28 protein-coding genes and 1 pseudogene are annotated in these 23,652 nt (G+C 47.4%); 3 read left to right on the top strand and 26 right to left on the bottom strand.

Annotated elements, in window-relative coordinates:
- Nucleotides 1–53 precede the first annotated feature (53 nt).
- The 15 genes from atpA to spoIIR all read right to left on the bottom strand — a co-directional run bounded on the left by atpA (nucleotide 54) and on the right by spoIIR (nucleotide 11,424).
- On the bottom strand, nucleotides 54–1,562 hold the full coding sequence (gene atpA / locus G9F50_RS01680) for a F0F1 ATP synthase subunit alpha (RefSeq protein WP_003151170.1): 1,509 nt from the start codon (nucleotides 1,560–1,562) through the stop codon (nucleotides 54–56).
- A 16-nt stretch (nucleotides 1,563–1,578) separates the two neighbouring features.
- Nucleotides 1,579–2,124, bottom strand: a complete 546-nt coding sequence (locus G9F50_RS01675; RefSeq protein ID WP_003151169.1) for a F0F1 ATP synthase subunit delta — start codon at nucleotides 2,122–2,124, stop codon at nucleotides 1,579–1,581.
- Nucleotides 2,121–2,633 (bottom strand): F0F1 ATP synthase subunit B, encoded by a 513-nt coding sequence (atpF, locus tag G9F50_RS01670; RefSeq protein WP_003151168.1) that lies wholly within the window; start codon nucleotides 2,631–2,633, stop codon nucleotides 2,121–2,123. The genes G9F50_RS01675 and atpF overlap by 4 nt, the downstream gene beginning before the upstream one ends.
- A 142-nt stretch (nucleotides 2,634–2,775) precedes the next feature.
- Nucleotides 2,776–2,988, bottom strand: a complete 213-nt coding sequence (gene atpE / locus G9F50_RS01665; RefSeq protein WP_003151167.1) for a F0F1 ATP synthase subunit C — start codon at nucleotides 2,986–2,988, stop codon at nucleotides 2,776–2,778.
- 45 nt (nucleotides 2,989–3,033) lie between these two features.
- On the bottom strand, nucleotides 3,034–3,768 hold the full coding sequence (gene atpB / locus G9F50_RS01660) for a F0F1 ATP synthase subunit A (protein ID WP_014419099.1): 735 nt from the start codon (nucleotides 3,766–3,768) through the stop codon (nucleotides 3,034–3,036).
- A gap of 7 nt (nucleotides 3,769–3,775) precedes the next feature.
- Nucleotides 3,776–4,159 carry an ATP synthase subunit I gene (atpI, locus tag G9F50_RS01655; protein WP_003151155.1) on the bottom strand — a complete coding sequence of 128 codons (384 nt, stop codon included), beginning with the start codon at nucleotides 4,157–4,159 and terminating at the stop codon, nucleotides 3,776–3,778.
- Between the two features lie 421 nt (nucleotides 4,160–4,580).
- Entirely contained in the window at nucleotides 4,581–5,210 is a 630-nt protein-coding gene (gene upp / locus G9F50_RS01650; protein ID WP_003151154.1) for a uracil phosphoribosyltransferase, read from the bottom strand.
- 134 nt (nucleotides 5,211–5,344) lie between these two features.
- The gene (glyA, locus tag G9F50_RS01645; RefSeq protein WP_015240756.1) at nucleotides 5,345–6,592 is read right to left on the bottom strand and encodes a serine hydroxymethyltransferase; all 1,248 of its coding nucleotides are present in this window, start codon (nucleotides 6,590–6,592) and stop codon (nucleotides 5,345–5,347) included.
- A gap of 147 nt (nucleotides 6,593–6,739) precedes the next feature.
- Complete coding sequence (locus tag G9F50_RS01640; protein ID WP_007407598.1) at nucleotides 6,740–7,282, bottom strand: TIGR01440 family protein; 543 nt, start codon at nucleotides 7,280–7,282, stop codon at nucleotides 6,740–6,742.
- Between the two features lie 13 nt (nucleotides 7,283–7,295).
- Nucleotides 7,296–7,745, bottom strand: coding sequence for a ribose 5-phosphate isomerase B (gene rpiB, locus G9F50_RS01635; protein WP_003151149.1), 450 nt, complete (start codon nucleotides 7,743–7,745; stop codon nucleotides 7,296–7,298).
- 133 nt (nucleotides 7,746–7,878) lie between these two features.
- Nucleotides 7,879–8,334, bottom strand: coding sequence for a low molecular weight protein arginine phosphatase (locus G9F50_RS01630; protein WP_029325731.1), 456 nt, complete (start codon nucleotides 8,332–8,334; stop codon nucleotides 7,879–7,881).
- 73 nt (nucleotides 8,335–8,407) lie between these two features.
- Complete coding sequence (locus tag G9F50_RS01625; RefSeq protein ID WP_003151147.1) at nucleotides 8,408–8,965, bottom strand: manganese efflux pump MntP; 558 nt, start codon at nucleotides 8,963–8,965, stop codon at nucleotides 8,408–8,410.
- Nucleotides 8,966–9,032: 67 nt separating this feature from the next.
- Nucleotides 9,033–10,073: an L-threonylcarbamoyladenylate synthase gene (locus G9F50_RS01620; protein ID WP_060562436.1), complete on the bottom strand. Its 1,041-nt coding sequence runs from the start codon at nucleotides 10,071–10,073 to the stop codon at nucleotides 9,033–9,035.
- Nucleotides 10,074–10,229: 156 nt separating this feature from the next.
- On the bottom strand, nucleotides 10,230–10,673 hold the full coding sequence (locus G9F50_RS01615; RefSeq protein ID WP_060562435.1) for a GNAT family N-acetyltransferase: 444 nt from the start codon (nucleotides 10,671–10,673) through the stop codon (nucleotides 10,230–10,232).
- Nucleotides 10,674–10,743: 70 nt separating this feature from the next.
- Nucleotides 10,744–11,424 carry a stage II sporulation protein R gene (gene spoIIR / locus G9F50_RS01610; RefSeq protein ID WP_045209129.1) on the bottom strand — a complete coding sequence of 227 codons (681 nt, stop codon included), beginning with the start codon at nucleotides 11,422–11,424 and terminating at the stop codon, nucleotides 10,744–10,746.
- 160 nt (nucleotides 11,425–11,584) lie between these two features.
- On the opposite strand from spoIIR, the gene G9F50_RS01605 reads away from it, so the two are divergent.
- Nucleotides 11,585–11,959 carry a UPF0715 family protein gene (locus tag G9F50_RS01605; RefSeq protein WP_003151143.1) on the top strand — a complete coding sequence of 125 codons (375 nt, stop codon included), beginning with the start codon at nucleotides 11,585–11,587 and terminating at the stop codon, nucleotides 11,957–11,959.
- Here the strand turns inward: G9F50_RS01605 and G9F50_RS01600 are convergent.
- The 3 genes from G9F50_RS01600 to prfA all read right to left on the bottom strand — a co-directional run bounded on the left by G9F50_RS01600 (nucleotide 11,946) and on the right by prfA (nucleotide 14,227).
- Complete coding sequence (locus tag G9F50_RS01600) at nucleotides 11,946–12,224, bottom strand: DUF5316 family protein (protein WP_060562578.1); 279 nt, start codon at nucleotides 12,222–12,224, stop codon at nucleotides 11,946–11,948. The two genes, G9F50_RS01605 and G9F50_RS01600, sit on opposite strands and share 14 nt — an antisense overlap.
- Nucleotides 12,225–12,294: 70 nt before the next feature.
- Nucleotides 12,295–13,155 carry a peptide chain release factor N(5)-glutamine methyltransferase gene (gene prmC, locus G9F50_RS01595; protein WP_060562434.1) on the bottom strand — a complete coding sequence of 287 codons (861 nt, stop codon included), beginning with the start codon at nucleotides 13,153–13,155 and terminating at the stop codon, nucleotides 12,295–12,297.
- 1 nt (nucleotide 13,156) lies between these two features.
- On the bottom strand, nucleotides 13,157–14,227 hold the full coding sequence (gene prfA, locus G9F50_RS01590) for a peptide chain release factor 1 (RefSeq protein ID WP_003151139.1): 1,071 nt from the start codon (nucleotides 14,225–14,227) through the stop codon (nucleotides 13,157–13,159).
- 111 nt (nucleotides 14,228–14,338) lie between these two features.
- Between prfA and gloA2 the strand changes: the two genes are divergently transcribed.
- Nucleotides 14,339–14,722 (top strand): SMU1112c/YaeR family gloxylase I-like metalloprotein, encoded by a 384-nt coding sequence (gene gloA2, locus G9F50_RS01585; protein ID WP_007614387.1) that lies wholly within the window; start codon nucleotides 14,339–14,341, stop codon nucleotides 14,720–14,722.
- A 110-nt stretch (nucleotides 14,723–14,832) separates the two neighbouring features.
- Complete coding sequence (gene racA / locus G9F50_RS01580; RefSeq protein WP_021494805.1) at nucleotides 14,833–15,396, top strand: chromosome-anchoring protein RacA; 564 nt, start codon at nucleotides 14,833–14,835, stop codon at nucleotides 15,394–15,396.
- Between the two features lie 33 nt (nucleotides 15,397–15,429).
- Here racA and G9F50_RS01575 read toward each other — a convergent pair whose 3' ends face one another.
- The 8 genes and pseudogenes from G9F50_RS01575 to G9F50_RS01545 form a co-directional block, all read right to left on the bottom strand.
- A complete protein-coding gene (locus tag G9F50_RS01575) occupies nucleotides 15,430–16,386 on the bottom strand; it encodes an AEC family transporter (RefSeq protein ID WP_060562433.1) in 957 nt (318 codons plus the stop codon).
- An 85-nt stretch (nucleotides 16,387–16,471) separates the two neighbouring features.
- The gene (gene malS, locus G9F50_RS01570; RefSeq protein ID WP_039253498.1) at nucleotides 16,472–18,169 is read right to left on the bottom strand and encodes an oxaloacetate-decarboxylating malate dehydrogenase; all 1,698 of its coding nucleotides are present in this window, start codon (nucleotides 18,167–18,169) and stop codon (nucleotides 16,472–16,474) included.
- A gap of 276 nt (nucleotides 18,170–18,445) precedes the next feature.
- Nucleotides 18,446–19,036 (bottom strand): thymidine kinase, encoded by a 591-nt coding sequence (locus tag G9F50_RS01565; protein ID WP_038464350.1) that lies wholly within the window; start codon nucleotides 19,034–19,036, stop codon nucleotides 18,446–18,448.
- An 84-nt stretch (nucleotides 19,037–19,120) separates the two neighbouring features.
- On the bottom strand, nucleotides 19,121–19,321 hold the full coding sequence (gene rpmE / locus G9F50_RS01560; RefSeq protein WP_003151132.1) for a 50S ribosomal protein L31: 201 nt from the start codon (nucleotides 19,319–19,321) through the stop codon (nucleotides 19,121–19,123).
- A gap of 121 nt (nucleotides 19,322–19,442) precedes the next feature.
- Nucleotides 19,443–20,729, bottom strand: a complete 1,287-nt coding sequence (gene rho / locus G9F50_RS01555) for a transcription termination factor Rho (protein WP_003151107.1) — start codon at nucleotides 20,727–20,729, stop codon at nucleotides 19,443–19,445.
- A pseudogene (locus G9F50_RS20745) lies at nucleotides 20,726–20,934 on the bottom strand (hypothetical protein). Before G9F50_RS20745 ends, rho begins: the two are co-directional and overlap by 4 nt.
- A gap of 201 nt (nucleotides 20,935–21,135) precedes the next feature.
- Nucleotides 21,136–22,101, bottom strand: coding sequence for a class II fructose-bisphosphatase (gene glpX, locus G9F50_RS01550; RefSeq protein ID WP_003151105.1), 966 nt, complete (start codon nucleotides 22,099–22,101; stop codon nucleotides 21,136–21,138).
- A gap of 33 nt (nucleotides 22,102–22,134) precedes the next feature.
- Nucleotides 22,135–23,424, bottom strand: a complete 1,290-nt coding sequence (locus tag G9F50_RS01545) for a UDP-N-acetylglucosamine 1-carboxyvinyltransferase (protein WP_060562431.1) — start codon at nucleotides 23,422–23,424, stop codon at nucleotides 22,135–22,137.
- Between the last annotated feature and the right edge of the window lie 228 nt (nucleotides 23,425–23,652).

Below are 23,652 nucleotides of genomic sequence, written 5' to 3'. Positions count from 1 at the left end.
CATTTGCGTAAAAAGAGAGAAAAAGAGAACCTTTTTCTCTCATCTTCTAAGGGTTAGTTGCTTGGTGCAAATGTGCGTTTGAAGCCTTCGATTGCAGCTTTGAAGTCTTCATCAGCAGGAAGGTTTCCTGTTTTCGCAATGCCGTCAAGCAGATCTTTATGGTTTTGATCAAGGTACATGTAGTACTCTTCTTCAAAACGTCTGATATCCGCAACCGGAATATCATCAAGATATCCTTTTGTCAGCGCATAAAGAATGGCTACCTGTTTTTCAACCGGAAGCGGTTTATTCAAGTCTTGCTTCAGCACTTCAACTGTACGCGCACCGCGGTTCAGTTTCGCCTGAGTCGCCTGGTCAAGATCAGATCCGAATTGGGCGAACGCTTCAAGTTCACGGTATGAAGCCAGGTCAAGACGCAAAGTTCCCGCTACCTTTTTCATCGCTTTGATTTGGGCTGATCCGCCGACACGGGATACGGATAATCCGGCATTGATCGCAGGACGCACGCCTGAGAAGAATAGGTCGGATTGAAGGAAAATCTGTCCGTCAGTAATGGAAATGACGTTTGTCGGGATATAAGCGGAGATATCTCCTGCTTGTGTTTCGACGAACGGCAGCGCCGTAATTGATCCTGCGCCTTTTGCGTCACTCAGCTTAGCTGCGCGCTCAAGCAGACGGGAGTGAAGATAGAATACATCCCCAGGGAATGCTTCACGGCCCGGCGGACGGCGAAGAAGCAATGACAGCTCACGGTAAGCGGCCGCTTGTTTGGATAAATCATCATATACGACGAGAACGTGCTTGCCGTTGTACATGAATTCTTCACCCATTGTCACCCCTGCATACGGTGCAAGGTACAGAAGCGGAGCCGGCTGTGAAGCGGACGCTGTCACGACAATCGTGTAATCAAGCGCGCCATGCTTACGAAGTGTTTCCACTACGCCGCGCACTGTAGATTCTTTCTGGCCGATCGCTACGTACACACAGATCATGTCTTGATCTTTTTGGTTTAAGATTGTATCAATCGCAACAGATGTTTTACCTGTCTGACGGTCACCGATAATCAGCTCACGCTGTCCGCGGCCGATCGGAATTAACGCGTCGATCGCTTTGATACCCGTTTGCAGCGGCTCATGTACCGATTTACGGTCCATTACGCCTGGAGCCTGGCTTTCGATCGGACGTGTTTTGCTTGTCAGAATCGGACCCAGTCCGTCTACCGGCTGTCCGAGCGGGTTGACGATACGTCCGATTAATTCTTCACCTACAGGAACTTCCATGATGCGGCCCGTTCTTTTGACCTCATCACCTTCACGGATATCTCTGTAAGGTCCTAAGATAACGATACCTACGTTGGATTCTTCAAGGTTTTGAGCCATACCCAAAACGCCGTTTGAAAACTCAACAAGTTCACCGGCCATACAATTGTCAAGGCCGTGCACACGCGCAATACCGTCTCCGACTTGGATGACTGTACCTACGTCATGAACTTCAATTTCAGATTGGTAATTTTGAATTTGCTGCTTTATCAGCGTGCTAATCTCTTCAGCTTTGATGCTCACTTAGGTTTCACCCCTTCTATCGATTTCCTCCGGCAAGTTGACGTTCCATGCGCTCAAGCTTTCCGCTTACGCTTCCGTCATAAATCCGGTTTCCAATGCGGACTTTAATGCCGCCTATTAAATCCGTCTGCACTTCATTTCTGATTCTGAGCGAAGCGATTCCGGCTTTTTTTGCAAACACTTGAGACAATGATAACATTTCCGCTTCTGACAGCGGTTTTACTGAATAAACAACCGCGTCCTCTGTCTGACGGGCCTGATTGGCAAGTTTGATAAACTCGTCTGTGAGATCAGGCACAATCGAAGACCGGCGGCGGTCAATCAGAAGAAAAATCGTATGCAGCACAGACTCAGACAGTGCGCCGAACGATTGCTGAATCAGCTCTTTTTTCTTAGCGGCCGATACCTTCGGATGGCTTAACACTTCCTGTAATCCGGCTTCGTTCCGGAACACTTCTTTTAGTACGGTAAGCTCTTCTTCGATTTCATTGATTTGAGAAGTCTCAACGGCAATGTCGAAAAGCGCTGACGCGTATCGTTTAGAGACAGCAGATCCACTCATCGGCTTTCTCCTACCTCTTTAAGATAGTCCTGAATCAGTTGTTCCTGGGCTTGTTCATCAAGCTCTTTTTCAATCACTTTCGATGCGATTAAGACAGAAAGTGATGCGACTTGCTCGCGAAGTGCGGAAACCGCTTGTTCTTTTTCTTTGACAATTTCGGTTCTCGCCGCTTCTTTCAATCTTTCAGACTCGGCGCGTGCAGCCTGGATAATGTCTTCCTTCTGCTTTTCACCCAGTTTTTTCGCATTTTCAATGAGTGATTGTGATTCCTGTTTCGCTTCTTTTAAAAGAACGCGCTGCTCTTCAATCAGCTTCTGCGCTTCTTTATTTCTTTCTTCAGCGGACGTAATTTCGCCGGCGATATGATCTTCACGCTGTTTCATTATATTTAATAGCGGTCCAAGAGCGAATTTCTTGAGAAGCGCTAATAAAACTAACATAGCTAACAATTGGAATAGGATATCTCCGCCGTTAAACGACAGTCCTAATTCAAGAGGTAATTGAGACATCTACTACGGCAACTCCCTTCTGCAGGTTTTCTCTGCTGATAAAAAGCCGTTTCGGGACGGCGTGCTTATCAGACATAAAGCAATGGCGAAGGTTCTCTTAGAGTGATCTTCGCCATTTTTAGTTCATATAAGGCTTTTTTGCTTAGCCAAAGAACGCTAAGAACGCGATAACGACAGCGATAATCGGAAGGGCCTCAACCAATGCGATACCCATGAACATAAGAGTTCTAAGTTCTTTTCCTGCTTCCGGCTGACGGGCGATTCCCTCTACCGTACGTGAAACGATCAGACCGTTACCAATACCTGCACCAAGTGCACCTAAACCGATTGCAATTGCAGCTGCTATTAAATTCATGAAAAAGTTCCTCCTTTAAAATGTTATCCGAATGGATATATGATTTTAATGATCATGACTGATTTTGTGTGACATGTACACCATCGTCAGCATCGTAAAGATAAATGCCTGGATGGTACCGATGAACAAGCTGAACGCCTGCCATGCAAGCATCGGAAGAATGGCTCCGACTGTGCCGACCAAACCGAGAAAGAAGCTGTTAGAGTAGAAATTCGTCGCCAGATTTGCAAGCAGGCCAAGAAGAATTTCCCCGGCGAAAATGTTACCGTAAAGACGAAGTCCGAGTGTCAGCGTATTCGCAAACTCCTCAATGATCTTCATCGGGAACATAAGCGGAACCGGTCTGAGGTAATCCTTAGAGTATTCCTTCAAACCTTTCATTTTCACGCCGTAATAGTGCGTTAACGACACAACCATAACGGCTAGAGTCAGAGTAATAGCCGGATCGGCCGTCGGTGATTTCCACCAAAGCTCGTGTCCGACCGTTACAGAAAACGGCAGCCCCAGCATATTTGATACAAATATGTACATCAGCAAGGTTACACCAAGCGCCAAGAAGTTAGCCCCTGTTTTTAAATCCATTGTACTGCCTATAATATTGCGGACAAAATCAACAATCCATTCCATGAAGTTCTGGGCTTTTCCCGGACGGATGGACAGCGTTCTCGTAGTGAGAATCGCAATCAGCAGCACAATCACACTTGCCACAGTAATCATCAGAATGTTTGTCAGATTAAAAGTAAGACCAAACAAATCAATAGTTCTGTAATCGTGATTCAATGGGTTTTCACCTCTCTTCCATTGATGAACGTTTGAGCTGAATAATGGAATCTATCATAATGACGGGATAAATTGTCATTAATCCAATAATCACACTTGCCACACTGACTTTATCGGGATATTTAAAGGCGACAGCCATCGCAAGTATCGCATTGCACCAACGCGCTGCGCTCCCGAGTGATCGTATGGACTTTCCTTTCGCCACGGCCTTGTCAAAAGCATTCATTCTTCTGGTCAAGAGCCACAAATTAAACAAACTGAAAACAGTTCCCAAAAAGAGGCCTAGAAAAACAGTTTTATACGCCGTAAGACCATATCCCAGCAAATAGATTGCTAAGATCACAAATACATATCTCCGTTGTCTGCTGAATGTAAGATTGGGATCGTCCATCAACTATCTGTCTCCTGATGAAAATGTAATATAATTCCTGGATACGGCAAAACATGCGGTTAACCCTTTGCAGAAGGCCTTTTTTTGTCCCGCAAAACGGCCTGTTCGAAAAAACCACTCATCCTCCTGGTGCCACGGGATGCTGTTTCATTCGCTTAGATAAATCCTCATATAACGGGTTTTTTTGGAGGATTTAAAATGAGGATGGATACTAGAAATGAAAGGAATGAAAACCTTCTCATAATACCCTCGTTTAGCATACAATAGCCCCTAACATGTGTCAATCTGTTTAAAGTTAAAAAACTTTTTATACCGGAAGCATACACAGAATGTTCACAATTTCACCTATAAATGTATGAACTCTGCCCATTCAGCAAATATCTGGATAAAAAAAGAAAACCCCTGAATGAGGTTTTCCGATTTATTTGGTTCCGTACAGTCTGTCACCCGCGTCACCGAGGCCCGGAACGATATAACCTTTTTCATTCAGTTTTTCATCAAGGGCGGCGATATAAATATCAACGTCAGAGTGATGTTTCTGCAGCTCTTCCACGCCTTCCGGAGCCGCTACAAGACACATAAAACGAATGTTTCTCGCGCCGCGCTTTTTCAGGCTGTTTATCGCTTCCACCGCAGAACCTCCCGTAGCAAGCATCGGATCCACGACAATAAATTCGCGTTCTTCTACATCAGAAGGAAGCTTGACATAGTATTCCACCGGTTTTAAGGTTTCCGGATCACGGTATAATCCGACATGTCCCACTTTAGCGGCCGGGATTAATTTCAGCATGCCGTCAACCATTCCGAGACCCGCTCTCAGGATCGGCACGATACCGAGTTTCTTCCCTGAAATCACTTTGGATGTCGCTGTTTGAACAGGTGTTTTCACTTCCACTTCTTTAAGAGGAAGATCACGTGTAATTTCAAACGCCATCAGTGAGGCGACTTCGTCCACAAGGTCTCTGAAATCCTTTGTGCCTGTATTTTCATTCCGAATATATGTCAGCTTATGCTGGATTAAAGGATGATCAAATACGTAAACCTTTCCCATACTGTGTTCAGCTCCTTTTTTGTTGTCCGAGTGACTTTTTCACACTTCTATTGATTCTACAGAAAAAGACAAACAGTTTCAAGAAAATCATAAAAAAACCCGCCGGGTTAAGGTTCCGGCGGGTTTCTTCCTTATTAATAGCCTAGTTCTTTATATAAAGGAAACTTCTCAGTCAAGGCAGATACGCGCTGTCTCGCTTCTTCAAGTTTTGCTTCGTCTTCATGATGTTTCAGCGCGAGGCCGATGATGGCGCCGACTTCTTCAAGCGCGTCACCGTCAAAGCCGCGGCTTGTCACAGCTGCCGTACCGAGACGGATTCCGCTTGTGACGAACGGTTTTTCCGGATCGTAAGGGATCGCGTTTTTATTAGATGTAATGCCGATTTCATCAAGAACGTGTTCAGCGACTTTTCCGGTCAGACCGAGAGAACGGAGGTCGACAAGCACAAGGTGGTTATCCGTTCCGCCTGATACGAGCTGAATGCCCTCTTTGTTCAGAGACTCAGCCAGGCGCTTCGCGTTCGAGATAACATTTTGCGCATATGTTTTGAAATCATCTTCAAGCACTTCTCCGAAAGAAACGGCTTTGGCCGCGATGACATGCATAAGCGGTCCGCCTTGGATTCCCGGGAAAATGGATTTATCAATCTTTTTGCCGAACTCTTCACGGCAAAGGATCATTCCTCCGCGGGGTCCGCGAAGTGTTTTGTGAGTCGTTGTCGTTACAAAGTCAGCGTAAGGAACCGGATTCGGATGAAGGCCGGCTGCGACAAGACCCGCGATATGCGCCATGTCTACCATGAAGTAAGCGCCGACTTCATCAGCGATTTCGCGGAATTTTTTAAAGTCGATCGTGCGGGGGTATGCGCTCGCTCCGGCTACGATGAGTTTCGGCTTATGCGCCAGCGCTTTTTCACGCACATCTTCATAATCTATATATTGCGTGTCTTTATCGACACCGTATTCTACAAAGTTGTATTGAACGCCGCTGAAATTAACCGGGCTTCCGTGTGTTAAGTGGCCGCCGTGGGAGAGGTTCATCCCGAGCACCGTGTCGCCGTGCTCTAAAATCGTGAAGTAAACAGCCATGTTCGCCTGAGCGCCTGAGTGCGGCTGAACGTTTACATGCTCAGCTCCGAAAATCTCTTTCGCGCGGTCGCGGGCGATGTCCTCAACGACATCAACATGCTCACAGCCGCCGTAGTAGCGTTTGCCGGGGTAGCCTTCAGCATATTTGTTTGTTAAAACAGAGCCTTGTGCTTCCATTACCGCTTCCGTCACGAAGTTTTCAGAAGCAATTAATTCGATCTTAGTCTGTTGACGCTTACGCTCATCTTTGATGGCGTTAAACACTTGTTTATCTTGTACAGGTAAATGTTTCATCAGCGAGATCCTCTCCTATCCGTTTCCTGTTCTTTATTTTTACCACCCTTATTGTACATGGTTTTTCAGGTGAATGTAACAGCTTATTTAAAAAAATCACAAAATTTAATTAGAAAACACGAACATTATACAGGAAAAGCATTTTCATCATTCGCATTCATAAACGGCGCGAATTCCGCCTATCAGCTTCGGTCTTGTCCGAGCCATCGTCACATGTGCTTCTCCAAGCTCACGGCTCGATATCCGGACAGGGACGGCAACGGGTTTCAGATGCATGCCGATGAACGTATCACCGATGTCAATCCCGGCGTCAGCCTGAATCGATTCAGCGAGCACTGGAGAACGCATCTGCCGGTATGCATAAGAGGCCATCGCTCCGCCCGCTTTCGGGACGGGGACGGCTGAAACAATGGGGAGCCTGAACCGCTCGGCCGTTTCCGCTTCAATGACAAGCGCCCTGTTTAAATGCTCGCAGCATTGAAAAGCAAGATGCACACCCGTTTTTTCTTTAAACCGGTTAAGTCCGCCGTATATCAATTCAGCCCAATCCCCGCTTCCGGCGGTGCCGATCCGGCTTCCGGCGGCTTCACTTGTACTGCACCCGATCACCAGCAGACTGCCGTCCGTCAGTCCTGCCTGCTCTTGAAACTCAGTCAGCATGTCCGTCCATTTTTGCTTCATCTCTTCCATTGTCCAGCACCTCTTACAGATTTTTTTCTTCGTAATCTGCGATTTTGCCGATCCGCCGTTCGTGGCGGCCGCCCGTAAATTCAGTCGTCAGCCAGACTTTTGCGATTTCGCGCGCCAGTCCCGGGCCGATGACGCGTTCGCCCATCGCAAGAACATTCGTGTCATTGTGTTCACGCGTCGCTTTTGCGCTGAAGGTGTCATGGGCAAGCGCACAGCGTATGCCCTTTACCTTATTTGCGGAGATGCTCATGCCGATGCCTGTGCCGCAAATTAAAATTCCCCTGTCAGCTTCGCCGTTCACCACTTTTTCCGCTACCGGAAAAGCGTAGTCTGAATAATCGACAGAGCCGGCGCCGCATTCACAGCCCATATCAATGTATTCAATCTGCAATTCATCCAAAAGACTTTTTATTTCTTCGCGGATATGGACGCCGCCGTGATCTGACGCAATAGCTACTTTCATTCATTTACCTCCTAGGTGTGGCTGGGCGAAGACAGCCCAGTGTGCTTGTCCTTTTTATTACGAAATCCGTTGATTTCATTCTACTCTTTCACATTCGTTTTGCAAATGACCTGTTTGCAGATTTTCTGACAGATTACTTGCTTTTCCCGTCAAGCAATTGATCAGCCAAAAGGGTCAGCAGCTCCTCCAGTTCGTCCCGCGTCTGTTTATAAACATCAAGCGGACCGCCGAACGGGTCAGAGATATCGCCGCTTTCCCCCGTCACGTATTCTTTAATGGTAAAAACTTTGCCCTGACTGTTTTGATATCGGCCTTCAATCAGCTGTTTGTGCTGTTCGGTCATCGCCAGCACCAGATCGGCCGTCTCGATATGTTCTTCCGATAAGGGAGATGAACTGTGATTGAGGGCGATCCGTTTTTCAAACAGCGCTTCTACGGCATGAGCCGACGCTTTTCCGTGCGGAGACGCGAATACGCCGGCCGAGCTTACGCTGACATCCAGCCCTTTCGTTTCTGCTATGGATTTAAAAAGAGCCTCAGCCATGGGACTGCGGCACGTATTGCCTGTACAAACAAAGATTATTTTCATGTCCGTCACCTCTTACTGCCTATTATAAATGAAGAAAAAAGAAACGGCATCTTCGTTTCTTTTTTTACGTATCTTATATCGGTAAAAGCAGTTTCAGCCCGAATCCGATCAAAATGGCTCCGCCAAGCGCTTCGCTGTAGGAGCCGAGCCACGACTGCACCTTTCTTCCCGCCAAAAGGCCCGCCCATGTTAAAACAGTGCTGAAGACCCCGAACAGCGTAACGGCCAGAAACGGATTGGAGCCGTTCATCCCGAGACTGAGCCCGACAGAAAAGCTGTCCAGACTGACACCGACCGCAAACAGCAACAGTCCCGAGCCTGCCGGAGATATGAGCGGCCCGTCCGATTGTTTAAACGCGGCGATCATCATCTGCACCCCTAAAATGAAAAGAAGAGATCCGCCGATGTAAACGGCGAGCATCCCCAGAAAACCGGACAGCAGATGCCCGGCCGCCATTCCCACAAGCGGCATCATGACATGAAACAGCCCGATGACAACCCCTATATGAAAAATCTGTTTTTTCTTCAGCTGAATCATTCCCATTCCGAGCCCGACGGAAAAGGCATCCGTCCCCAAAGCAAATGCCATGATGCTTAAGGAGACAAGTTCCCCGATGAATAGATTCGACATGAATAAAAACCCCCTTGGACGTGCCCGCTTGTTTAGCTTATGCATGTCCGATAAGGGGTAGAACAAGTTAATGGATAACGGTGCCGCCTGCGGCTTTCATCAGCCTGTTCATAACGGCGAGCCCCACTCCGGTATCCGGAAAGGACTCAGAAATAATCATGTCCACTTCCGCTTCATCAAAGCTGCGGAGCGCATCGTATAAGGCGGACGCCACTGTTTCAAGGTCGGCGCGTCTGCCGCAGACCTTGATATAATCAGCCTGGTAACTATCGGCGTTCTCTTCTGTTGTCAGAATGCCGATTCGTTTCCCCCGGCTTTTATATGCGTCTGCCAGTTCTTGAATTCTCCGGGCGCCGCCGTCGGCAATAGCCATCGGCGCAGAAGGCGCGTAATGTGTATATTTCATACCGGGAGAAATAGGAATCTCATCTTCTTCGGTCAGCCCTTTATCCACAAGAATCGGACCGGCGGCGGATTCAATCTGCTCTTTTGTCACGCCGCCCGGACGAAGCAGCACGGGCTGTTTCCCCGTACAGGACAGAACGGTTGATTCCACTCCGATTCCCGTCGCGCCGCCGTCCACAATACCGGCAATGCGGCCGTTTAAATCATGGGCTACATGCTCGGCCTTCGTCGGGCTCGGTTTTCCTGATAAATTGGCGCTCGGCGCGGCGATCGGCAGTCCGGCCGAGCTGATGAGGGCTAATGCCACCGGATGATCAGGCATTCTGACCGCTACCGTCTCAAGTCCCGCGGTGACACGGGGTGACAGCACACCGGGCTTACACGGCAGGACAAGGGTCAGCGCCCCCGGCCAGAATAGCTTCATCAGCTTTTTCGCCGTCTCAGGAATATGGCTGATAAAACGATCAAGCTGGCTGATGTGGGATATATGCACAATCAGCGGATTATCGCTCGGCCTTCCTTTCGCCTCATATATTTTCGTTACGGCTTCCGTATTTTCAGCGTTAGCGCCCAGTCCGTAAACGGTTTCTGTCGGAAAAGCCACAACCTCATTCTGCCGCAGCAATTCCGCGGCTTGTGTAATCTGGGGATCGGTTGTGGATAATTCTGCGGAACAATCCACAAACCATCTTCTTGTTTTCATGTATAACCAAACTCCTTATTTTAAAGCGGTAAAACTTTATTTTCTCTCGTGTATTCCTTTTGAAAGTATAAAAGATGTCCTTTAATAAAACAAGCGTTATCCACAAACTGTGGACAACACTTTTTAATAAGTGGATAACCTTGTGTATAAGTTAGATCAGGCAGAGATTTTCACCATTAAAAACGAACCTTCTGTGCATAACGAGTTGCGGAAATGTTCGGACGTATACAGTTCATCAGGCGCATCGGCGCACGCTTCAAATCCCATTACATTCAGAAACTCAGCAGATGAGGGCTGATTGGCGACTAAGTAGACATCTTGAATCTCATGTTTTTTGCACAGCACATCCATACTTTGAAACAGTGTAACGATATGGCTTTGATTCAGCCTGTCCGACATGACGAGTGAACGGAGAAGCCCTTTTCCGCCTCTGAATTTTTCGATCCCGAGACAGGCGGCAATCTTTTTTTCGCTGTCTTCCAGTACGATAAACCGGCTGATCTGCTGATCGATTTCCGCATGTGCCGTATCAGCCTTTTTCAAAAAGGCCTCCAGCGCCTCCGTATCTTGATCTCTTGCCACTCTCAGCTGATAAAACATATATTTCCCTCCGTTTCGATCAACTCTTTCTTCCAATCTATGATTCGAATCCGGATTTATGCCTTTTGCTTCAGGAAAATAGATCTGAAATCCAATCGACGAGGAAAAACTTCACTTCTGTATCATCGTCGTCTTTATTTTCTTTCTTCGCTTTATCAGCCTTTGCTTTTACGTCATCCAGCACTTTTTTAGTCTGTTTCTGCGTTTCTTCCTGCTTCTGTCCGCCGTCTTCCTGATCTTTCACCGCTTCGCCGTTTGAGAAATCAAGGAAGCACAGCGGCGGAAACAAGACGCACCACCAGTTGGCGCCCTCGCCATTGCCGAGTGTAATTAAAATCGCTTCATATTTTCCGGCCGGATAGACCATATTGCCGTACAGCTTTGTCGGAAACGAGATTTTATTGAATTGAACTGAAACGGATTGATGCGCACCCTTTTCTTTCATCGTTTGTTTGGCGATTTCTTTAATTTCAGGAAGCTTCGAACGAATGAGCCGCCGCGCTTCTTCAATGGAAGTGATATCTTTCACCCAGTCCGTGATTTGCTTGTTTACAGCATCTCTGATCTGGCGCTTGAGCTTTTGATCCTCATCGTTATCACTGTTGGCCAAAATTCTGAGCCGGATCGCTTCATCCGGTATGACAACGGGCTCATTGGCTGATGCCCGCGCCGTTTCTTCTTTTGTCAAACCCGCAAGCGCTCCTGATAATAAAAGAAAAATATATATGCAGATCATCATTGTCTGTTTCATCGGTCCCCACCGTTCCTCTCCGTGCTTTTTTTATCTAGTCCCATTATGGACATGACGGAAAAGGTTTAAACCGGCGGGAAGAAAAAAATCTAGCAAGCTGATAATCTGCATTGACAGATTCAAAATATGGTACGATATTATTTTGATAGGAGGTTTTCAGATGAAATATAATTACACCGTGCTGCTGTCGGCGGCATGTATGTCTGTCATTTATTCTATTTTGTATGTTCATCAATTCATTATCGCGGCTTTCATTTCGATGGCGTTTTATTTTTTGTTTCCTTATTTGATTTTTGCGCTGCCGCTTCAATACTTTCTGAATAAAAAGCCGAAGAGATTTCATCCGCTGTATTTTCTTTATTATTTAGGGGTGTCATTCATTGCAAACGGGATCATCTTCGGTCTTTTGCAGCCGTCAGGCCAATCTCTGTTTTCTAATTCAGCCTTTTATATCTTTGCGGTTTTAACAGCCGTCGTCTATTGGGTATGGGATTCCGTATTGCTGCAAAGACAAAATCCGGCTACAGAAGCGTAATCAGCAGACAGCCGGCTGAAGGGAGAGCGGTGCAAAAGAAAACGGCGGCCATCTTTAAACGGGCGTGCCGTCCTTCTTCTGTTTCAGAATGATAATTGGCCCGCTGCTCCGCTCCGCTTACGGCCAACCCGGAAACGATGACCGCTGTGACGATAAGAACAGCCGTAACGGCGCCGAAAATGATATCAATGCCAAACGGCAGAACAAACCCCGCCGCATAAGCTGCGGCGGCGAGTATACATCCGAAGGCGAACGCTTTTTTCAAGGCGGATGCCCCTTTCATTTTCTTTCCATTGTAACAAAAGCCCGCCGTGTGCGTCACCGGCGGGCTTTTTTCATGATGTGATGACCGCGGATACGGTTCTGTCTTTTCCATTGATGTCCCTTACGACTTCCACTTCCGCATTCGGAAAGGAATGACGGAACAGGTCTTTCACGGCTTTTCCCTGATTATATCCGATTTCAAAGACGACAAGCGCTTTATCTTTCATGACAAGAGGCAGCTCCTCCATAAACCGCTTGTAGAATTTCAAACCGTCACCGCCGTCCGTAAGAGCATGAAGCGGCTCATGGAAACGGACGATATCCGACAAATCCGCCATTTCTTCTTCAGAAATATACGGCGGATTGGAAACAATTATATCCGCTTTTTTTCCTGATGAAATAAAAGGAGTTAACAGATCTCCCTGCAAAAAACACACGTCCGCTCCGAGGTTTTGCGCATTTCTTTCCGCCACCTGCAGCGCTTCTTTTGAAATATCCGAAGCCGATACTGAAAAATGTCCGCATTCAAGGGCGAGCGTCACCGCAATGGCTCCGCTCCCCGTACCGATATCAATGACGTTCAGGCGTTCTGCCTCGGAAAATGCCCGCTTCTGTCTGTCCAGCAGATGAAAGACGACTTCTTCCGTCTCCGGACGCGGAATGAGAACATCGTCATTCACAAAAAATTCCCTGCCGTAAAACTGTTCTTTCCCGATAATATATTGAATCGGAATACCTTCTTTATGCATCTCCACGTGCCGTCTGAATCGATAAAGCTCGTCCTCGCCGACGGTCTCCTGCAGACTTGCGAGAAGTTTGCTCCGATCCATTCCGGTATCATTTAACAGCAGCAGCTCGGCCGCGTTTTTTTCTCTTCCCGCTTCGGTTAAATAAGAAGAAGCCCAGCTTAGGGCTTCAAAAACGGTCTTCATCTTAATTTTCCGCCTGCTGGAGCTTGCTTGACTGGTCTTCTACGATTAACGCTTCAACCACTTCATCAAGCTTGCCTTCCAGGATTTGATCCAGCTTTTGAATCGTCAGGCCGATGCGGTGATCCGTCACACGGTTTTGCGGGAAATTGTATGTGCGGATACGCTCGGAACGGTCGCCTGAACCGACGGCTGATTTGCGGGTCTGATCATATTCAGCCTGAGCTTCCTGCTGGAATTTGTCATAGATTCTGGCGCGGAGCACCTTCATCGCTTTTTCTTTGTTTTTAATCTGAGATTTTTCATCCTGACAGGATACGACGACACCGGTCGGTAAATGCGTCAGGCGTACGGCTGACATCGTCGTGTTTACGCTTTGTCCGCCCGGTCCGCTTGATGCGAATGTATCGACGCGGATGTCTTTTTCGTGGATGTCCACTTCTACTTCTTCCGCTTCAGGAAGACACGCCACCGTCGCCGTGGATGTATGAATACGGCCGCCTGATTCCGTTTCCGGAACACGCTGTACGCGGTGCGCGCCATTTTCATACTTCAGCTTGGAGTATGCGCCTTTTCCCGTAATCATAAAGATGATTTCTTTGTAACCGCCCGTTCCGGTCACGTTTGCTTCCATGACTTCAGTCTTCCAGCCTTGGATTTCGGCGTAACGGGAGTACATTCTGTAGAGATTTCCCGCAAACAGCGCGGCTTCTTCTCCTCCCGCTGCTCCGCGGATCTCCATGATTACGTTTTTGTCATCGTTCGGGTCTTTCGGGATGAGGAGCACTTTCAAACGCTCTGATAAGGTTTCCGTCTCTCCCTGCAGTTCGGAGATTTCTTCCTTCACCATTTCTCTCATATCGGCATCAAGCTTTTCCTCAAGCATCGCTTTCGCATCGGCAAGCTGTTCTGATGCGTCTCTGTATTGTCTATAGACTTCAACGGTTTCTTGTATATCAGATTGCTCTTTCGAATATTCTCTAAGCTTTTTCGGATCGTTGACCACTTCCGGATCACTTAAAAGCTCATTTAATTTTTCGTATCGTTGTTCAATTGACTGTAAACGGTCTAACACGGTCTTCACCTCTGTTTTCCTGTGCGTAACATTCTCATTATAGTATAGGGCTTATCGCCAGTCAAAAGCAATTCGCCTCTGTTATACTGAAGCAAAAAAGGAGGGGCGGATATGCTGAAATCCATCCACCATATAGCAATCATATGCTCTGATTATGAAAAGTCGAAAGCTTTTTACACCGAGATTCTCGGTTTCGGCATTATAAAAGAAACATACCGAAAGGATCGCGGATCTTATAAACTTGATCTGGCGCTGGACGGCGCGTACGCGATTGAATTGTTTTCCTTTCCCGATCCGCCCGAACGGCCGACCAGACCGGAAGCCGCGGGTCTCCGGCATCTCGCCTTCACCGTAAACGATCTTGAAGCAGCCGTCAGGGAGTTAAAGGAAAAGGGCGTCGGCACAGAACCGATCAGAACCGATCCGCTGACGGGGAAACGGTTTACCTTTTTCTTCGATCCCGACAAGCTTCCGCTTGAATTGTATGAAGCGTAACGTTTTTTGAAGAAATGCCGCTTTCTTTGGCGAATTCCTTCTTGTTTTGTCTAACATGAAGGGAACGCCGCCTCATGGTCGAATACCTAGCAAAAAGGAGGTATGTGATCATGAATACAAACATGGCCGCGAAAGAGCTCGGCGTCTCCGCAAAAACGGTGCAAAGGTGGGTCAAGCAGCTGAATCTTCCGGCTGAACGGAATGAGCTCGGACATTATTCCTTTACACCTGAGGATCTTGATGTGCTGAAATCGGTCAAACGGCAAATTTCTGAAGGCACTGCCCTTCTGGATGTTCAAGTGCCCCGGCAGCCGAAAAAACGGACGGGCTTCATTTTGCAGCGTCCGAAAATCAATGGCGGCGCTGAACAAAGATTGGCAGAGCTGGAGCGCAAACTGGACATTCTCACGAAAGAGAAACAAGGTGAGAACCATCTGCTTTCAAGGATAGAGGAGCTTGAACGCCAGCTGAAACAAAAGGCGGATGAAGGGGTGTCTTATCAGCTTCTTCAGCACAGACGGGAAATTGACGACCTCAATTCCGAATTGCAGACATTGGCCTCCCGCATCCAGGAACTTGCCCAGACAGCTCCCCTCTCAGAAACAGCCGCTTCTTCAGAACATAAGAAACCCAGAAAAAAAACAAGATTTTCGCCTTTTAAATTTCAATTCTAATCAAAAAAGCTCCCTGAAACAGGGAGCTTTTCATTATGCAGTCAGCGCAATGATGATCGGCAGTGAGATTAGAGATAAAATCGCACTGATTACAAACGCGGACGCAGTTTCTTCCTCTTGTTTTTCGAAACGTGTGGCAATCATCGCCGCTACCGCAGATCCAGGGAATGCAACGAGCAATACCGCTTTCGTGATCTGGTCAGCCGGAAGTCCGACTGCAAGAGCGATCAAGTACATCAGCGCAGGCTGAACGGCAACTTTTAACAAAGAGATACCGAAAGCCGGCAGACTGAGCTTAATGTTGCGGATACCGACAGTTACACCGACGGCGAAGAGCGCAACACCTGACGTTGTGCTTCCGAGCTGATCAAGCATTTTTTCTCCCAAGCCAGGGAGTGTTACACCGCAGAGTACCAGAATGATACTGATAAGCGGTGCAGCCGCAAGCGGTTCGGAAAGACCGTGAAGAATAGACTTACCAGTCATTTTCCAGAAGTTCTCGTTTTCAGTGTCTTTTTTCTTAGATGACTCACCGACAGTAGCGATAATGATCGCAAGCGGGTCAAGGATGGCGTTAACCACGATACCCGTAACGGCGATAGGAATCGCTACTTCGCTTGCTCCGAATAAGCTTCCTAGTACGGGAATACCCATAAAAGCAAATGTCGGCTGTGCAGAGTTTAAAGAAAATACAGATGAATTCGTTAAATCATACTTGAAGATAAATTTGCAAACCAACAGAATGACGATAAAGAATCCGACAATCCCAATGATCAAAGCGACCATCAAAGGAACCTGTGATAAAAACGCACTTCTTGAAGTGGTTAAAATACTTGCGATAAAATGCGCCGGAAGCGCGTACTTCGTAACTAAGGTGCTTACCCCTTTTGCTGACTTCGCGTCATAACTTCCGAAGCGACCTGCGAACCATCCCAGCACGATCACGAAAAAGATCGGCGCCAGGAGGATTAAAATATCTAAGAAGCTCAAAATGTTCTCCTCCAAATCCTTAATGTCCGTATACTTTAGCCTTTACATAAAAGCTTTCCCTCGGACTGTAAAATTAATCGTAAAATTATTTAGCGATAACTTGTTTATATTGCGGTTTCCACATTGCATCAAGAACGGCTTGTTCTACATTCTCAGGAATGCGGTTTGCCACGCCTTCTTTAATGGCAGTTTCCGCTACGGCGATCGCAACTTTAATTGAAACTTCTTGTAAGTCGCTCATGCTCGGCAGAAGGCCTGCACCCGGTGTTTCAAAATCAACGCTTTCTGCGATTGCGTCAGCAGTTGCCGCAAACATTGCAGGAGTAATCACTTTCGCTTCTACAACGATTGAACCGAGACCAAGTCCAGGGAACGCAAATGCGTTGTTAGATTGTCCGATTTCATGAGAAACGCCATTGTACTCTACATTCTCAAACGGGCTTCCTGTCGCCACAAGCACTTTGCCGTCAGTCCATTTGAAAAGATCGCTAGGAACAGCTTCAGCAAGCGGTGTCGGGTTAGACATCGGCATGATGACCGGACGCTCAACGTGTTTTGCCATTTCTTTGACGATTTCTTCACTGAACGCGCCGCTTTGGCCTGATGTACCGATTAAGATTGTCGGTTTCGCTTGACGGATCACTTCAATGAAAGGAATTTGTCCGTTTTCATCGCGTTTCCAATCTTTAATTTCTTCAGCTGTGCGCAGGTACGGCTCTTGGAAATCAAGAATGTTTTCCATACCTTCAATTAACAAGCCTCTGTAGTCCATTGTGTAGAACGCTTTGTTGGCTTCTTCTTCAGAAAGACCGGCAAGCACCATAGTGTCGCGGATTTGGTCAGCGATTCCGATTCCGGCAGATCCCGCACCGAAGACAACCACACGCTGGTCTTTAATAGACGCGCCTGTTTTCTTCATAGCCGCAAGCACACCTGCAAGCGTAATCGCGCCTGTTCCTTGAATGTCATCGTTGAATGTAAGAATTTCATGGTTGTATTTCTTCATGATATTGCGCGCGTTTTTGTTTCCAAGGTCTTCCCAGTGAAGAAGAGCTTTAGGGAAATATTTAAGCGCAGCTTTTACATAAGCGTCAATGAAAGCTTCATAACGTTCGCCTTGGATACGTTCATGGCGGTTACCGATGTATAAAGGATCGTTCAGAAGTTTTTCATTGTTCGTACCGACGTCAAGAACGACAGGAATAACACGGCTTGGGTCAATACCGGCAGCCGCTGTGTATACGGCTAATTTACCGATGGCGATGTTGATACCGCCTACACCCCAGTCACCGATTCCGAGGATGCTTTCTGAGTCTGTCGCAACGATCAGATCAATATCTCCGGCAGTGGCATGAAGGTTTTCAAATGCCTCTTCGATTCCTTCTACATTGTCGATAGAAAGGTAAATCCCTTGAGGTCTTCTGTACTCATGGCTGTATTCTTGAATCGCTTCACCGACAGTCGGTGTGTAAACAACCGGCAGCATTTCACGAAGATGGTTTTGAAGCAATTTAAAGAAAAGAACTTCGTTACGGTTTTGCAAATCATTCAAATACACGTTTTGGCGAAGGCGGTCCGGCTGAGCTTGAAACTGCTCGTATGCGCGTTTTGCCTGCTCATCAAGAGACAGAATGGTCGGAGGAAGCAGCCCGTCTAATCCAAGGCTTTTTCTTTCTTCTGCTGAAAACGCAACACCTTTATTTAAAGTAGGGATAGATAGAACTTCTTTTCCTCTTAAAGTAGTTTCTAAGTTGCCTTCCTTCGTTACTTTAATATTATTCAAGAAAATCTCCTTCTTTCTTCAAATAGTTAACAAAGTTAAGTAATTACCCATTTTGGCTAGTGTGATCGCGATCTGCTATATCTTTTTTTGACAATTATTCGAACAATGTCTCATAACTATTTACATTACTTAGTCATTTTATGCCTGTAAAAATGAAAATTCAAGAGATGAAAATTACTTAATTTTTTCATACTCTTTTTTAAGTTAATTAACTACAATTTTTGAAAAACCGTCAAAAAAACACCGGATTTTTTACCGATGTTTTCATGAAAAGGGTTATTTATCAGTCTGTTTTTTCGGCACTTCGTGATGGTGTCTGCATCTCGCTTCGTATGACTCCGACGCGCCGACTAAAATGACCGGATCATCATAGGAAGCGGGCTTCCCGTCAATCAAACGCTGCGTACGGCTTGCCGGCGACCCGCAAACAGAGCAGACCGCCTGCAGCTTCGTCACCGATTCGGCAACCGCCATCAGATTCGGCACCACACCGAAAGGCTCTCCCCGGAAATCCATATCAAGTCCGGCCGCGATGACACGATAGCCTTTATCCGCAAGCGAGGATAAGTCGCCGATGATCGATTCGCCGAAAAACTGCACTTCATCTACCGCGATGACGTCGGTGCTTTCACTGATATGATCCCATATTTCAGCCGAAGACGAGATGACGTGGCTTGTCATGGATGTGCCGTTGTGAGAAACGACGGCCTCCTCACTGTAGCGATTATCAATGGCAGGTTTGAACACCTTGACCTCCTGCTTCGCATATGTCGCTCTTTTCACTCTGCGGATCAGCTCTTCTGATTTCCCAGAGAACATGCTGCCGCATATCAGCTCAAGCCATCCGCTTTGCTTCATTATGTACATAGGCTATCCGCTCCCCTTTTTTTCCTGTTTATGGACATAAAAAACAGGCAAGAAGCAATTCTTGCCTGCCTGTAAAATCTATTATTACTTAAGACCGTATTTTTTGTTAAAGCGATCAACACGACCATCAGCAGAAGCGAATTTTTGACGTCCAGTGTAGAATGGGTGGCATTCAGAGCAAATCTCAACGCGTACCTCTTCTTTTACTGAGCCTGTTTCAAATTCATTTCCGCAAGCGCATTTAACTGTTGCTTTTTTGAAATTAGGATGAATTCCTGCTTTCATTGTATCCATCTCCTTCCGCCCTGAATCCCGTGTGGAAACAGAGTTATTATTCCGGAGTAATCCGGAACGCATATGAGAGAATTATATCAGTCATTTACTGCATTTGCAAATACATTTTTTATCAGCGGCGGGCTGATGATGAAAGGTTTGCCTGCTTCCATTCTTGGTTGATCAAATCGAAGAATTCCTGATTCGTTTTTGTTTTTTTCATTTTTCTCATAAACTTCTCTGCGAAGTCCGGAGAATCAGACATCGATTTGCGGATCGCCCATAGACGGTCAAGATGCTCTTTCGGCACGAGCAGCTCTTCCTTCCGTGTGCCGGAGCGGCGGATATCGATCGCCGGGAAAATCCGTCTTTCCGCAAGAGAACGGTCAAGGTGAAGCTCCATGTTGCCCGTTCCTTTAAACTCTTCATAGATGACGTCATCCATCCGGGAGCCCGTGTCTACGAGCGCCGTCGCCAAAATGGTCAGGCTGCCGCCCTCTTCAATGTTTCTCGCGGCACCGAAAAAGCGCTTCGGACGATGGAACGCAGCCGGGTCAATCCCGCCGGAAAGCGTACGTCCGCTTGGCGGGATAACGAGGTTGTAGGCCCGTGCCAGGCGGGTAATGCTGTCCATCAGAATGATAACATCTTTTTTGTGTTCAACGAGACGCATCGCCCGTTCAAGCACAAGCTCCGCTACCTTAATGTGATTTTCCGGCACTTCATCGAACGTCGAGCTGACGACATCGCCCGCTACGGAACGTTCAATATCCGTTACTTCTTCCGGTCTTTCATCAATTAAGAGAACGATCAATTCAGCGTCAGGCTGATTTGTCGTAATGCTGTTAGCGATTTCTTTTAACAGCATGGTTTTACCGGCTTTCGGCGGCGCCACGATCAGACCGCGCTGGCCGAAACCGACGGGAGCCATCATATCAAGAATTCTTGTTGAGAGATAATTCGGTTTCGTCTCAAGCACCATTTGGCGGTCCGGATAAAGCGGAGTAAGCGCAGGAAAATGGACGCGCTCTTTCGCAGATTCCGGATCATCTCCATTTACCGCTTCAACGTGCAAAAGTCCGTAATAGCGTTCGTTTTCTTTCGGCGGACGCACCTTGCCGGATACTTTGTCACCGTTTCTTAAATCAAAGCGGCGGATCTGGGAAGCAGAAATGTAGATGTCTTCTGAGCTTGGCGAGTAATTAATCGGTCTGAGGAAGCCGAATCCTTCCGATTGGATGATTTCGAGCACGCCTTCCATAAACAGAAGATCCTCCTGCTCGGCGTTGGCTTTCAGAATGGCAAAGATTAATTCTTTTTTAGTCAGTTTGCTGTAGTAGGAGATTTTATAATGTCTGGCCAGTTCATATAGTTCTTTTAATTTCATATTTTCCAAAGAGGAAATAGATACGTCTTTCATAAAAACACCACGCTTTTCATAGTCAATGTATTGCTGTTTTCATTCAAATCGGCTGCTTCGCATGATTCCGCCAAAGCACATTCTTTTATAAAACGTTCAGGAACTTCTATCGGTAACACTTCCACCCATGATCGGCGCTTTTTTAAAAAAGGAATGTCTTAATGAGTTTTGAAGGAAGCGAGGACAAAAACTTGAGAAGATCAATATTTATATCGTCTGTATGCGGTAGAATTTGAAAATTTCCCAGTACTCAAAAGAAGGAATGACACAGAAAAATCGCAGCACTCTTTATTTTTACCTCATTTCAAAAAATTATTCAACTTAAATAATGCTTTGACATATAAATGATAGGGTTGACTCTTTATTGCAAAAGAAAAGCGGGACTTTCCGTCCCGCTTTTCTCTATTTATGGCCGGATCACAAGATTTGGTTTTTTCTTCAGGCTGTGTCTTCCGTCAACGAATCGGACCGTTCCTGATTTCGCCCGGATGACCAGACTTTCAGTCGTGCCGACGGAGCCTTTGAACTGAACGCCTTTCAGCAGCTCTCCGTCCGTGACGCCCGTTGCGGCAAAAATGGCGTCATCCCCTCTCACAAGGTCCTCCATCCGGAGCACTTTGGATACATCAAGGCCCATTCGCTCACAGCGGGCCTGCTCTTCCGCACTTTGCGGCAGAAGCCTGCCGATGATTTCGCCGCCGAGCGCTTTTAACGCAACGGCAGACAGCACGCCTTCAGGAGCCCCGCCTGAACCGAAGAGAATGTCTACTCCCGTATGGTCAAAGGCCGTATTGATGGCGCCCGCGACATCACCGTCGTTGATCAGTTTGATTCTGGCGCCCGCCTCACGCAATTCAGAGATGATTTTTTCGTGTCTGTCACGATTTAAAATGGTTGCCACGACATCTTCAATGTCTTTGTTTTTCGCTTTCGCAACGGCTTTTAAGTTATCAATGACAGGCGCTTCGATATCAATGCATCCTACCGCTTCAGGACCGACCGCGATTTTTTCCATATACATATCCGGGGCGTTCAGCAGTGTTCCATGGTCGGCCACCGCGATCACCGTCAGCGCATTCCAGCCGCCGCTCGCTACGATGTTTGTGCCTTCAAGAGGATCGACGGCGACATCGACGCGCGGGCCGTATCCGTTTCCGAGTTTTTCGCCGATGTAAAGCATCGGCGCTTCATCCATCTCGCCTTCCCCGATCACGACCGTGCCTTTCATCGGCACCGTGTCAAACACGTCACGCATTGCGCTTGTCGCCGCATCATCAGCTTCATCTTTTTTCCCGCGGCCCATCCATCTGGCAGATGCTAAAGCCGCCGCTTCAGTGACTCGAACCAATTCCATCGATAAGCTTCTTTCCATTTCAACACGATCTCCTCTCAAAAGTCCGCATTTCTATGAATTTTGGAGCTGTTCTATCTCTTCGTCCGTCAGTCTTTGCCGCCAGATTGTGGCGCCCAGACCTTCAAGTTTTTTCTCAAGATTGCTGTAGCCGCGGTCTAAATGCTCGAGACCGGTAATTTCGGTTACGCCGTCAGCCATGAGCCCGGCGACGACCAGACAAGCGCCTGCACGCAGATCGCTCGCCTTTACTTTTGCGCCCTGAAGCTCGGCCGGACCGGTGATAATGGCCGACCTGCCTTCCACTTTCATGTTGGCCCCCATCCGTCTCAGCTCATCTATATGTTTAAATCGGGCCGAGTAGATGGTGTCGGTTACGACGCTCGTGCCGCTGGCTCTCGTTAACAGAGATGTCATCGGCTGCTGAAGATCAGTCGGGAATCCCGGGTAAACAAGCGTTTTTACGTCGACCGGTTTTATCTGCTTCTGCCCGCCGAGCATAAGAAGCTGATCGTCACTCGTCTCAATGTGAAAACCCATTTCCCTGAGCTTCGCCGTTAAAGACTCCAGGTGAGTCGGTATGACATTATCAATAATGACTTCTTTCCCCATCGCGGCGCCGGCGAGCATAAAAGTGCCCGCCTCAATTCTGTCCGGAATGATCGTATGCCTGCATCCGTGCAGCTCTTTTACGCCGTCGATTCTGATTACATTGGTTCCCGCGCCTTTGATCTTTGCGCCCATGCTGGTGAGCAATGTGGCAACATCAATAATCTCAGGTTCCTTGGCGGCGTTTTCTATCACGGTTTTACCTTCAGCCAGTACAGCGGCAAGCATGATATTGATCGTCGCTCCGACGCTGACGACATCTAAATAAATCCGTGCGCCTCTCAGCCTTTCGGCGCGCAGATAAATCGCGCCTTGTTCATTGGTGACTTCCGCCCCAAGCGCTTCAAATCCTTTGATGTGCTGGTCAATCGGCCGCGGCCCGAGATGGCATCCGCCCGGCAGTCCGATGACCGCCTGTTTGAAGCGGCCCAGCATCGCGCCCATTAAGTAATAGGAAGCGCGGAGTTTTTTCACTTTGCCGTTGGGAAGCGGCATGCTGATCATCGGGGAAGGGTCGACGACCATTTCTCCTTTTTCAAAATGGACGTTTCCGCCGATTTCTTTCAGCAGGTCACGCAGCGTTTCAATATCTGAGATCTCCGGAAGCCCTTCGATCGTTACTTCGGAATTTGCCAGAATGGTTGCGGGTATCAATGCGACGGCGCTGTTTTTCGCGCCGCTGATATGTACGGTTCCGTTTAACGGATCGCCGCCGGCAATATTCAACTTTTCCATGATAGTCTCCTTCCATAAGAAGATAGCTGCGGAGCGTAAATAAAATGGCATTTTATTCTGTCTCTGCAAATAAAGCTCTTGTCCAAAATGTAGCCAATTCGAAGAGAAAGAATACAAGGACATTATAAAATAACAGGAAGAAAATAGCGAAGCTTTGCGGGGCATTTTTTAACACAGGATGCACAGAGGCCCGCCGGGTTCATATTCCAGGGAAACACACTCTTCACT

The sequence above is a fragment of the Bacillus sp. EKM206B genome (assembly GCF_011066015.1).
GTDB classification, from domain to species: Bacteria; Bacillota; Bacilli; order Bacillales; family Bacillaceae; genus Bacillus; species Bacillus velezensis.
Note: the sequence above shows the minus strand (reverse complement) of the source record. Positions and strands in the feature narration are given on the sequence as shown.